The 11900-nt window shown below is 44.9% G+C and carries 9 protein-coding genes; 4 read left to right on the plus strand and 5 right to left on the minus strand.

Annotation, left to right across the window (positions count from 1 at the left end; translation table 11 throughout):
* Positions 1-62: 62 nt before the first annotated feature.
* A complete protein-coding gene (locus WBA23_RS14475) occupies positions 63-2234 on the plus strand; it encodes a DUF5916 domain-containing protein (RefSeq protein ID WP_424582989.1) in 2172 nt (723 codons plus the stop codon).
* A gap of 126 nt (positions 2235-2360) precedes the next feature.
* On the opposite strand, the gene WBA23_RS14480 is transcribed toward WBA23_RS14475, so the two are convergent.
* Entirely contained in the window at positions 2361-3572 is a 1212-nt protein-coding gene (locus tag WBA23_RS14480; protein WP_424582990.1) for a saccharopine dehydrogenase family protein, read from the minus strand.
* 177 nt (positions 3573-3749) lie between these two features.
* Here WBA23_RS14480 and WBA23_RS14485 point away from each other — a divergent pair, with 177 nt between their 5' ends.
* Positions 3750-4199, plus strand: a complete 450-nt coding sequence (locus tag WBA23_RS14485; RefSeq protein ID WP_424582991.1) for a MarR family winged helix-turn-helix transcriptional regulator — start codon at positions 3750-3752, stop codon at positions 4197-4199.
* A gap of 1 nt (position 4200) precedes the next feature.
* On the opposite strand, the gene WBA23_RS14490 is transcribed toward WBA23_RS14485, so the two are convergent.
* A complete protein-coding gene (locus WBA23_RS14490) occupies positions 4201-5460 on the minus strand; it encodes a glutamate-5-semialdehyde dehydrogenase (RefSeq protein ID WP_424582992.1) in 1260 nt (419 codons plus the stop codon).
* Positions 5461-5592: 132 nt separating this feature from the next.
* Positions 5593-5826: a DUF202 domain-containing protein gene (locus WBA23_RS14495; protein ID WP_424582993.1), complete on the minus strand. Its 234-nt coding sequence runs from the start codon at positions 5824-5826 to the stop codon at positions 5593-5595.
* A 155-nt stretch (positions 5827-5981) separates the two neighbouring features.
* Between WBA23_RS14495 and WBA23_RS14500 the strand changes: the two genes are divergently transcribed.
* Complete coding sequence (locus tag WBA23_RS14500; RefSeq protein ID WP_424582994.1) at positions 5982-6602, plus strand: porin family protein; 621 nt, start codon at positions 5982-5984, stop codon at positions 6600-6602.
* A 349-nt stretch (positions 6603-6951) separates the two neighbouring features.
* Positions 6952-9168 (plus strand): Na-K-Cl cotransporter, encoded by a 2217-nt coding sequence (locus tag WBA23_RS14505; protein WP_424582995.1) that lies wholly within the window; start codon positions 6952-6954, stop codon positions 9166-9168.
* A gap of 141 nt (positions 9169-9309) precedes the next feature.
* On the opposite strand, the gene larA is transcribed toward WBA23_RS14505, so the two are convergent.
* Together larA and WBA23_RS14515 are read right to left on the minus strand one after the other, a co-directional pair.
* Entirely contained in the window at positions 9310-10698 is a 1389-nt protein-coding gene (gene larA / locus WBA23_RS14510) for a nickel-dependent lactate racemase (protein ID WP_424582996.1), read from the minus strand.
* A gap of 19 nt (positions 10699-10717) precedes the next feature.
* Positions 10718-11737, minus strand: a complete 1020-nt coding sequence (locus tag WBA23_RS14515) for a phosphotriesterase family protein (protein WP_424582997.1) — start codon at positions 11735-11737, stop codon at positions 10718-10720.
* Between the last annotated feature and the right edge of the window lie 163 nt (positions 11738-11900).

An 11900-nucleotide genomic window follows, 5' to 3' on the forward strand; every position in this document is an offset into this window, starting at 1 on the left:
CTTATACTTTGTCAAATCCTCTTATTTATCCTTCACAAATTGGCGCATAGAATTATTCTGCTATGCGAAAAGTCATTATGTTACTATTGCTACAATACACTGCTTTGAGCGGTATTGCCCAGCATTCGATTCAGTTCATAGAATCTGCTATTACCGCCGACGGTATCCTGGATGAAGCCGCATGGCAGCAGCTAACTCCCTACCGTAATTTCCAGAATTTTTTTCCCATCAACGAAGGTCCAGCGCGGCTTGATACCGATGTGCGGATTTTTCAGGATGGAGAATACCTCAATATTGCGCTGGTCTATCACGATTCTCTATCGGAGATTAGAGTGAACAGCCTGAAGCGGGACAACTACGAAGACGGTTTTCATCTTAGCGATTGCGTAGGGGTAGTTATTGACCCCTACGGTAACCAAAATCGTGGATACTTTTTTGCCGTCAACGGACAGGGAGTTCAGTTGGATGCGCTCATTGCCAATTATGATGATGCCAACCTGAGTTGGGATGCGCTGTGGGAAAGTGGGTATAGCGTGCAGGGTACCGATAAAGTGTACGAGATGAAAATTCCGCTGAGCACGTTTAGCTACAATGAAAGTATCTCAGACTGGAATTTCCAATTTTATACCCGTGATGCTAAGGATCGGATGTATACCGTATGGAATAAGTTCGAGCGCGGTTTCTTGCAATATGATACACGTTTTCTCGAGTCAATTGCCATCGAGAACCTACAACCGTCTGAGCTGGCTAAGACCACGCTGATTCCTTCCGTCACCGCCGGGTACGAACGGGATGTAGTTGCGGAAACCGAAAAGGTTAGAAAAGCTAGTATTCAACCTAGTGTGGATGTACAGTATAAAATCAGCGATGGACTCCGGTTGGACGCTACACTCAATCCTGATTTCTCGCAAGTAGAGGTAGACCAGCAAGTTACGAATCTGACGAGGTTCAATATCGTTTTTCCGGAACGACGGAATTTCTTTATAGAGAATAGTGATATGTTCACCACCCTGCAACTCGCCGACGATATCAATCCTTTTTATTCGCGATTTATCGGAGCGTCCCAAGATATTCTAACCGGACTCAAGTTGTCGGGCAACGCATCTTCAAACACCCGCATTGGCCTGCTCAATGTACAAAGTAAATCAGACGAGAACGAAACTTCAGAAAACTACACAGTAGCCTCAGTCAAGCAGCAATTCGGAAACAATTTCAGTACCACAGGTTATATCATTAATCGCCAAAGTACGCGAGACTGGGCTTTCAGAGATGACTTCAATCGGGTAGTTGGGCTAAAAGCCAACTTCTTGAGCATCAATCGAAAGTGGTCAGGTTTTACGACCTACAGCCGTAGCGACAGCGACGGGCTAAGTGGCGATCGTCACGCCTTTTCTGCTGAGAGTAATTACACGACCCGAACATTGTCATTTAGTACGAAGGTCAATACGGTTGGTAAGAATTACTTAACGGATATTGGTTTTGTCCCCCGAATCAGCAACTACGATGCCCTCAGGGACACCGTCATACGCGAAGGGTATACCCAGTTTTCCCAAAGTCTTGCCATTAACCATTTTCCCCAAAATCAGAATTTCATCCAAAGCTATCGGCCCGTAAATGCCAGCGTAGACCTATACTGGGATGAGCAGGGCGAGGTATACGAAGCCAACTATTTTTACAACACGGGCTTGTTCTTCGCCAACCAAACCTCAACCTACTTATCGATTTTCTACGACGACATCCAACTGAAGTATGCCTTTGATCCCTTACGTAACGGAAATCTCATTAACCCCGGTCACTATAAAAACTCAGCGATCCGAGTAGGCTATAACAGTGATTACACTAGAAACATCTATGGCTCGGCAAATCTACAGTTTGGTTCTTTCTACGGAGGAAACCGTACCCGACTGGAAGGCACGTTAGGATATCGTTTCTTACCACTACTCAACGTGGTACTGAATCACGAATATAATACCTTGACGTTCGATGAATTGGGTAGCCAGCACCTCAATCTGTTTAGCCTGGCGACTGAGATTTTTTTCAGCAATCGCCTGAATTGGACTACCTATGTTCAGTACAACGAGCAAATTCATAACTTCAACATCAACTCCCGGTTACAGTGGGAGTATAAGCCGCTATCCTTCGTCTATTTGGTTTTCTCAGACAACTATTCCGAGTCCTTCCAACATAAAGATTGGGGCATCTCATTTAAGGTAAATCGGCGTCTAAATTTTTAGACTACTTATATTCCTCACCTAATGCGCTAAAACGGAGTATCAGATTGTCCGCCAGTGCGGTGAAGCGAAAGCGATGACTGATGATTAATTATTATTCATCAATCACTAATCATTATTCATTCGTCATTATTCGTCAAAAGCCAAAGGCTGATTTACTCGCTCGTGCCAGGGTAAGCCGTACTGGTTGAGCGCTTGCATAAATGGATCGGGATTGAACTCTTCTACGTTGTACACTCCGGGGCGTAGCCACTGGTTGGTGAGTAGTAGCATGGCGCCAATCATGGCGGGAACCCCAGTGGTGTAAGAGACGGCTTGCGCTCCTACTTCCTGGTACGTCTGGGCGTGGTCGCAATTGTTGTATACGTAGTAAGTTTTCTCTTCACCATCTTTCAGCCCTTTAATTTGGCAGCCAATAGAGGTTTGCCCCTGATAGTTTTCGCCGAGCGAAGAGGGTTCGGGCAATACGGCTTTCAGAAACTCTAGGGGAACAATTTTACGCCCCTTAAACTTCACCGGATCAATGCGGGTCATTCCTACATTTTCCAGCACTTGCAGATGAGTAATGTACTGGGGAGAAAACGTCATCCAGAAGCGCGCCCGCTTTAAATGCGGGATGTTCTGTGTGAGAGACTCTAGTTCTTCGTGGTACAGTAGGTACGACTCCCGCTCGCCAATATCAGGATAATTAATAGGTTGATGGATTTCCAGCGGCTCGGTTTCAATCCACTTTCCGTCCTCCCAATAACGTCCGTTCTGCGTAATCTCCCGGATATTTATCTCAGGATTAAAGTTGGTCGCGAAGGCTTTACCGTGGTCACCCGCGTTACAATCTACTATATCTAAATAGTGAATCTCATCGAAATGATGCTTCTGCGCGTGAGCGGTGAACACTCCGGTTACTCCCGGATCAAACCCGCAGCCGAGCAGGGCCATAATCCCCGCTTGTTCGTAGCGCTCCCGATAGTCCCACTGCCACTTGTACTCAAATTTGGCTACCTCGCGCGGTTCGTAGTTGGCTGTATCCAGATAGTGTACCTTCATAGTCAAACATGCGTCCATGATGGTTAGGTCCTGATACGGCAGGGCTACGTTGATTACCAAGGCGGGGTCAAAGTCTTTCATTAGAGCAATTAGGTCCATTACCCGGTCGGCATCCACCTTGGCCGTGGTGATGTTGGTCTTAGGAAATTTTTTACGAACCTTTTTAGCAATCTGATCACACTTCGATTTTGTGCGACTGGCCAACAATATTTCAGTAAATACCGAAGAAACCTCGGCACACTTGTGGGCCACTACATTACCTACCCCTCCGGCACCAATAATTAAAATTTTACTCATGGTCAGTTAACTATAAAAATCTGAGATGGAACATTACAAGTTTAAGGTTTCCAGGCGAGCTTTGTTATCATCTGTAACATAAAAGACCTTAAAGTTGTAAACTTTCCTAACCTTGTACTTATTGAAGAACTTTTTTACTAACTCACGGTTGTACCTACAACAGATTGAAACACTACTATGCAGATTGAACAGGAAATTCAGCAAACTAACTTTAAGAACCCTTTCCATAAGGCAGTACTCAATATTAAGTTTACAGCCAATTGGCTATCTGGTATTTCACTGCCGATCTTCAAAAAATACGGCATCTCTGAGGAGCAGTTTAACGTGCTTCGCATTCTGAAGGGGCAGTACCCTACTCCATCTTCGCTTCAGCTCGTTACTGAACGTATGCTCAACCGTATGTCTAATGTAACTCGTCTGGTAGAAAAGCTTAGAATCAACGACTACGTTACTCGGGAAATTTGTCCAGAAAATCGACGGAGGGTTAATATCTTAATTACTGAAAAAGGTATTGATTTACTGGAGCAGGTATCGCCCGAAATTGATGCTGCTCTGACGGGCGAAAACCAACTCACTAGCTCCGAGATTAAAGCCTTAAATCAGCTTTTAGATAAGATTCGCCAGTAGCTTATTTTCGCACTTGCCCTTGGCCGTAAACCAAATATTTGTAGCTCGTTAGCTCCGGCAAAGCCATTGGACCTCGGGCATGCAGCTTTTGCGTGCTGATACCAATTTCGGCTCCCATACCAAACTCAGCACCATCGGTGTAAGCGGTAGAGGTGTTAGCGTAAACGGCGGCGGCATCTACTGCCTGCATATAGGATTGTACTATTGACTCATCTTCGGCAATAATGGCCTCGCTGTGCTTCGAGCTGTACCGGGCAATATGATTGAGCGCTTCATCCAAATTAGCTACCGTTTTGATGGACATTTTGTGGGAAAGAAATTCGGTGCCAAAGTGCTCTGGAAAAGCCGGATACAAAAGCTCATCGGGATATACATCCGACAGTACGGTATAGCTCAGTTTATCGGCATAAATCTTTACATCTTCAGTAGCCAGCTTCTGCGTGATTTCGGGTAAATCTTGAAGACGTTCTTGATGAATGATCAGACAATCTAAGGCGTTGCAAACGCTCACCCGGCGGGTTTTAGCGTTAAACACAATAGCTTTACCTTTTTCTAAGTCACCACTTTTGTCAAAGTAGGTATGGACAATACCGGCTCCCGTTTCAATTACGGGTACTTTCGCATGTTCGCGCACGTAGTTAATTAAGTTTTGGCTTCCCCGAGGGATAATTACATCTACCGAATCTACAGCGTTGAGTAGCGCATGGGTAGCTTCCCGAGAGGCAGGTAACAAACTCATCAAGTTCTGATCTAAGTTGTGTTTTTCCAGCACTCGATGGATGACTTCAGCAATTGCCAGATTAGAGTATTCAGCATCGCTACCCCCCTTCAGCACGGCTACGTTTCCGGCTTTCAGGCAAAGGGCAAATACGTCGAATGTTACATTAGGTCGGGCTTCGTAGATTACTCCCACCACTCCTAGCGGCACCGATTTTCTAACGAGGCGCAATCCATTTTCTAAAGTTCGCTCTTCCAATACTTTTCCTAAGGGAGAAGGCAAGTCGGCCACCTTTCGCATATCTTGCGCTATTGCTTCAATTCGTTCGGCGGTAAGCTGCAAGCGATCGTACTTAGGATTAGCTGGATCCATACGGTTCAGATCTTTCTGATTTTCTGTTAAGATAAAATCAGTATGAGTGACAGCAGCGTCGGCTACGGCCCGTAGCACATCATCAATAGCTTGATTAGTTAACTGCAATGCCGCGCGACTTGCTTGTTTTATAGCGGCGAAATCAATGGTGGTTTCAACGAGAGTAGGCATACTAGTTAGATTTGCGAAGTGGGAAAGTTACGAAAGCCGCACCAAAATGGCTATTCTACCTTCAGTTTATTATTCCACCTACTTATGAATATTTTCAGTAATTATTTTAGAGAATAGATGATAGTGCAACAGTTATTCACGCAAACGACGACTAATTCTGGTGAAAGAAAATAATCCGTACCCAAACACCAAAACAGAAATTATAAGCATAACCCACCCTATAATTTGAAAAGCTAAGTCTTGAGCAAAGAGCTTCAGAAACGTGGCTCCGGTAGCAAACAACATAATAGCCGTGCGGCTGTAAGCCAAAAAAGTCCGTTCATTCGCCAGTTTTGTGCGCTCTAACGCTAAATCATTATTGTTCATTACTACACTACAATTGATAAGGAAGCAAGCTTTCCGCTATTTCTGAAGAATAGATCATATTAGCTAATTATTGATTAGAGAAGATCGCGACGGTTGGCGAAATTATTGTATCATAGTTTTAGCGACTCTTCATTTTCTTATAAACGCTTTCATTGATGAAAACTATCATCTTCTTTTTCTTGACACTGCTTCCCTTACAGTTAGTTTACGCACAAATAACGTGGGGAATATACGCTGGCGGGAGTCTCTCTGATATTGCTTTGGTTAATGAGCCCGACGGAATTGATTTTTTTGATGATAATTCTCAGCTTAAACCATCCGCTTTGGTTGGAGTTTACGCTTCTTTGCCGATTGTTACGAAAATGAAGCTAATAACAGCTTTACAGTATTCTAATAAAGGATCTAAAACAACGAATCCTTGTGGTAGCACTTCGCGAATAAACCTACATTACTTAAGCGTTCCGGTATTGGTCCGCTACAATCTATTTGATCGTTGGTTTATTGAAGTAGGACCGGAGATTGCCTATTTGATTACTGACCGAAGTGGTAATAATACTCTTGACTTTTATGAGTCTCTCGACTTTGGAATTAATGCGGGTCTGGGCTATTCTCTTTCTGAAGTATGGAGTGCTAAACTGCGCTATTACGTAGGTCTATCCAGTATAATTACCGACATACAATTAACTGATACGAACGGAGCATTAATAGATCATTCTTTGAAGCTACAGAATCGTTTCCTACAGTTATCTTTAGCTCGCCAGATAGGTAGCTTTTAACTAATAAAGGCCACAAGCGAGTGTGACCTTTATGCTCTCTGAGGAGCTTACGTTGTTGTAAAGTAGGGAAAAAAGTAGTAAAACTGTAAAATGAAGAATTGTCAAGAATTCCCATTACATTTTTTCTAATGTACAAAACAATAATCAAAAAAACACACCTATTGCTATTTTTTGAAAATTATTTGCATAAATATACTACCATTATTCTACCTAACCTTCTCTGTATAGGATATTCCTTCCTAACTTGCTTACATGTAAATATTTATACCATATTTTGTAGCTTAAAGCAGAACGTATTTCTTGACTTAAACCACATTTGTATCGGCGATTGGTGAGCCGACTTATATTTATGCCAGCTAACGGAACTGAACTCAAAAAATCATACCTGTCAGAGCAAGCCACTTCCCCTAATAAATTGGGAACTTTCGGAGGAGTTTTTACTCCCTCTCTACTTACTATCCTGGGGGTAATTATGTATCTACGCTTCGGTTGGGTAGTGGGTAATGTAGGGCTGATTGGTACTTTAGTCATTGTCACGCTTTCTACCAGCATTACTTTTCTAACCGCTCTATCTATTGCCTCTATTGCTACCGACACTCAGGTGAAAGGAGGCGGGGCGTACTACATGATTAGCCGCTCGCTTGGAATAGAAGTGGGGGGCGCGGTAGGTATTCCATTATTTATTGCTCAGGCTCTTTCGGTAGCACTATACGTAATTGGGTTTGCCGAAAGCTTGGTAGCCGTTTTCCCCATGCTCAATATAACCCTGGTAGGCTGCGTAGTCACCGTAGCGATTGGATTGTTAGCACTATTCTCAACTGAAGCAGCTATTCGCACTCAATATTTTATTCTGGCTGCCATTGTTATTTCTTTAATATCGCTGGTACTGGGTAGTCCGCTGGAAAGTGCCCCAACGGAGCTAGTGGGGGCAGCACCCAATCAACCAAAGGAAGGATTTTGGATCGTATTTGCCGTATTTTTTCCCGCGGTAACGGGTATTATGGCCGGTGTAAATTTATCGGGTGATCTAAAAGATTCAGCTAAATCAATTCCTAAGGGCACTTTTTTAGCAGTAGGTTGCGGCTATTTAGTGTATATGGTTTTACCGATCATCTTAGCCAGCCGAGTTGATGCGAATACGTTAATTAACGATCCCTTGGTGATGCGACGTATTTCGTTCTGGGGCGATGCCATTCTACTTGGTGTGTGGGGAGCTACGCTATCCAGTGCGGTAGGCAGCATTTTAGGGGCTCCTCGTATACTGCAAGCCCTAGCTCAAGATCAAGTACTCCCTCGTAGTTTTCACTGGTTAGGAAAAGAGCACCCTGCTAGTGGAATTCCTCGAGCCGGAACAATTTTTACGATGATTCTGGCAATGATCGCCGTAATACTCGGTGACCTAGATATGATTGCCCCCATTCTTTCTATGTTTTTCTTAACCACCTACGGGGTACTAAACGTAGCGGCTGGTACCGAACGGCTATTGGGCAGTCCATCGTTCCGACCGAGCTTTCGTACTCATTGGTTTTTCTCTTTGTTAGGTGCCATCGGTTGTGTGGCGGTTATGTTTCTTATTAATCCACTGGCTACGCTGATAGCAATTCTGTTAGTAGGAGTTACGTTTATTTGGCTAAAGAGAAGAGGCTTACGAACCACCTGGGGTGATGTGCGACGGGGCATGTGGCTAGCGCTTACTCGATCGGCTTTATTACGTATTGATCATACTCCTGACCCCAAAAACTGGCGCCCTCACCTACTGGTACTATCCGGAGCACCGACTCGTCGTTGGCACCTGATTGAGTTGGCTAAAGCTATTGCCCAGCGAAGTTCGCTATTAACCGTGGCCACGGTACTAAAGACTGATGATATCGCCTACGACCGATTAAAATCATTGGAGGGTAATATTCGGGATTATCTGGAAGAACGAGGTGTAGAAGCACTAGTAAAAGTCACTTCTGATGAAGACCCATTTATTGGCGGAGTGCGTTTGGTTCAGACGTACGGCATTGGAGCATTAATTCCCAATACTATCATACTGGGCGATACTCGAGAGTTAACCCACCACGGCCCTTATTGCGCCATGATTCAGCAGTTTTACCAAGCTCGTCGTAATGTGGTGATTGTCCGGGATGATGAAAAAGAAGGTTTTCAGCGGAAGCATACGATTGATGTGTGGTGGGGCGGTCTTCGTAAAAATGGAGCCCTGATGATGATTTTGGCGTACTTGATTAGCAACGACCCCGCCTGGCGATCTGCCAAGATTACAGTGAAAATGGCCGTACCCTCCGAAGCTGCAGCAAAGGATGCTAGAGCAAACCTAGAACAAATCATCCAGAATATGCGGATTTCCTTTCAGCATAAAGTTATTGTGAACGAGCAGACTTCCTTCTGGACATTACTTAAGCAGGAGTCGCAATCGGCAGACCTGACAATGCTGGGGTTAGCCGAGCCTAACGAAGATTTTTTAGCCTACTACGAGCAGCTCTCGGAGCGAACCCAGGGGCTATCTGCTACCATGTTTGTACTAGCCGCCCAAGAGATTGCTTTCGAGGAAATTTTACTGTGATGATTAATAAACGTATGCATTCATGCCTATTCCAAAGTAGTCTGCTTAACTAAAACTACTCCGGTGACCGCTGTGTAGCGTATCTTACCTGAGTTTATGAAGAAAAACCTCGTGTGGTAGCCATCTTAGAATTCCACCCAACTATTTTAATTCAGTCACTTCAGGAATACCGTAAGGCCCATCTTTCAGTAATACAATGGATGGTTCTGAATTGTCTGATTCACTTACAGCTCGTTGGATAGCTGCTTCCGTCATTTGAACTACCTTTTCCTCATCGGTAAAGGCTGGCCACTCAGACTGGTCCACTAACTTCCAACCCGGCACACCCGGCAGATGCTCATATTCAGCATCAGGAATTTCTAGGGCACAGTAGATTAAGTTGTTATCATTCTCAATACGGGTGAGCACCTTGCTCCACATCTGTACCTGCCACTGTTCCTGAATCATCTCCCACTGCGGATCACTAATCATCTCTAAGAACTTTACTTTTCCTTGCTCCGCTAGTAGTTTCAACGATTGTTTATAACCATGCCCCCCCACTGGATCAGTATCTGTGTTTTTGGCTATAATAATGATCTGACCACCCGGCTTCACCGCTCGGGCCGCTTCAATAGCTGCTTTCCCTGCTTGGTAATGGTTAATTCCGACAAACCCCGCTGGAATGATGACAATATCGTAGTAATGCTCTAGCGGAACCACTACGTATCCCCGAATTTTCTCTACCGCAGCTTTATGCGCTTCCACCAAATTACCGGCGTACACTCCAGTTATGCGCTTCTCGGCATCTAGGGTAGTGTTCACCAAGAAGTCACAACCGGCCATTTTTGCTACTTCCAACGATTCATCGTTAAGCGGATTTCCCTCTAACACCAAGTCGGCTGCTTTGGCTGAACTCAAAAACTTAGCTCCGTGGAATATTTTGAGTGTCTTGATGCCCACAATACCCGGACATATTCCCTTACGTCCGCCCGATGCTCCCGCCATAAAGTGGCTTTCCACCAATCCGGTCACAATCTTCAGATCAGCTTCGTAGTACTGTCGGTTTACAGTTACTTCCGAACCGCGGGAGGTAGTTCCTAAATTAATTAGATGATCGTTATTATCGTACTCATGGTTGGTCACGCGTACTTTCCCCAGTTCCGATTCCTGCAAACCCAACATCTGTTCAATTTCATCAGGCTCCATGTTCCGGTGCGAACCCGCTCCAATAATTACCGTAATCTGCGATTGAGCGAACTCAGCTTCCAATAAAGTACGAATGATATAGCGCATAATACCGTGCTCGCCCCGGTAGGGCACCGGCCGGGTATTGTCCGATACCACAATCACTGCTTGAGCATCAGGATTTTTAGAGATTTTCTCCTGCGCAATAGCTAGCAACGACGGTGAGTTTATAGGATTCGCTAGAGCATCAGTAATACCTTTTGGCAACGCTATCGCTTCTGGGTTTCCCGCCATTCCTCGCACATCCACCGGGTAGTCGCAGTGGACATCGATAAATCCGGGGCCGTATTCTATTTTTAGTTTCATGCTTCCTCCATCAGTTAGTTCATCTTAAACGCTTCCGAATGGGAAACGCCTCAGATGGATTCTTTACTAGCAATTGATCAATATCTGCTTCAGTGAGGCCGAGCTTTTTTAGTTCAGGAACAAACTTTTCAAATAATACTGCGTGGCTGCGGTACTCACCACCGTTGGGTTCACCCACGCGGTACCATCCGGCATCGCAGGAAACGAGTACCTGATTGAGAAACCCAGCTTCTTTTATTGCTTTCACTTGCTGAGCATGATCGATATAACTACTTTCACTCACGCCATCCAATTCTACCCAAGCTCCTAGCTTAGCAGCCTCTAGGTGGTTTTCGTAGCCTTTGTTTTGCGCGTGCACCCAAATAAACGCACTCGGATGAACTCCGGCATCCTGAACAATCTGTAATTCTTCCAAAGCGGCTTGCGCGTCGCCAGTGTGGGCCGCAATGGTTAGTCCGGTTTCGCGGTGAGTGAGAGCGGCGGCTCGTACTAACTTTTGGTCGTAATCTACCAGTGGACCATTATTAACGCCAATCTTAATAAACCCCGGGTGGATGTTGGTACCATCAATACCATTTTTGCGCTCATCTACCCACCGTTGCGCGAGTTGTTCGGGCGTTTCCTTTGCTACGTAGTCCGGCAGAAAAATACCGTTGCGGGCTCCGTAGAGTCCAGTATTAGTTAGTATGTTTAATCCGGTAGCTTCCGCTAATCGCTTGAGTAAACGAGCATCGCGACCCAAATAATTTGGAGTACACTCTACAAAAGTCTGACAACCCAGCCTCTTAATTTCCTGCAAATAGGGAAGTATCTTCTTGAAGGCTTGGTCAGCGTCGTATCGGTCAGTACTCACCTGTTTGGCCCCAACAAAATCTACCAGCACATGCTCGAGGGCCAATGTTACTCCCATCTGGTTGGGAACTAGTCTGTCCGAAACAGTTTGAACATGAGTTTCGTCAATAATGGAAGAAGGCACTGCTAGCCCCGCAAGTCCAGCAGCAACAGTTTGTTTTAGGAAGGTGCGCCGCGATAAGATCATAGGTTCGATAGGTAAGCTTACTTTTAGGACGTTCAAATTATTGCTTTATTCGCACAATCGCTAACTTAAAGTGTGTATGAATACGATACCTGAATATACTACTCAACAGCTTGCTCTACGGAACGGGCAAGACCGTGAAGAGGTATGGTGCGCTTACCAAGGC

Origin of the sequence: Tunicatimonas sp. (assembly GCF_049647865.1) — a bacterium.
GTDB lineage: Bacteria > Bacteroidota > Bacteroidia > Cytophagales > Cyclobacteriaceae > Tunicatimonas.

Bases quoted from the DNA above. Each gene is read 5' to 3' on its own strand.
- WBA23_RS14475 (WP_424582989.1), top strand. From the start codon at position 63: ATGCGAAAAGTCATTATGTTACTATTGCTACAATACACTGCTTTGAGC.
- WBA23_RS14480 (WP_424582990.1), bottom strand. From the start codon at position 3,572: ATGAGTAAAATTTTAATTATTGGTGCCGGAGGGGTAGGTAATGTAGTG.
- WBA23_RS14485 (WP_424582991.1), top strand. From the start codon at position 3,750: ATGCAGATTGAACAGGAAATTCAGCAAACTAACTTTAAGAACCCTTTC.
- WBA23_RS14490 (WP_424582992.1), bottom strand. From the start codon at position 5,460: ATGCCTACTCTCGTTGAAACCACCATTGATTTCGCCGCTATAAAACAA.
- WBA23_RS14495 (WP_424582993.1), bottom strand. From the start codon at position 5,826: ATGAACAATAATGATTTAGCGTTAGAGCGCACAAAACTGGCGAATGAA.
- WBA23_RS14500 (WP_424582994.1), top strand. From the start codon at position 5,982: ATGAAAACTATCATCTTCTTTTTCTTGACACTGCTTCCCTTACAGTTA.
- WBA23_RS14505 (WP_424582995.1), top strand. From the start codon at position 6,952: ATGCCAGCTAACGGAACTGAACTCAAAAAATCATACCTGTCAGAGCAA.
- larA (WP_424582996.1), bottom strand. From the start codon at position 10,698: ATGAAACTAAAAATAGAATACGGCCCCGGATTTATCGATGTCCACTGC.
- WBA23_RS14515 (WP_424582997.1), bottom strand. From the start codon at position 11,737: ATGATCTTATCGCGGCGCACCTTCCTAAAACAAACTGTTGCTGCTGGA.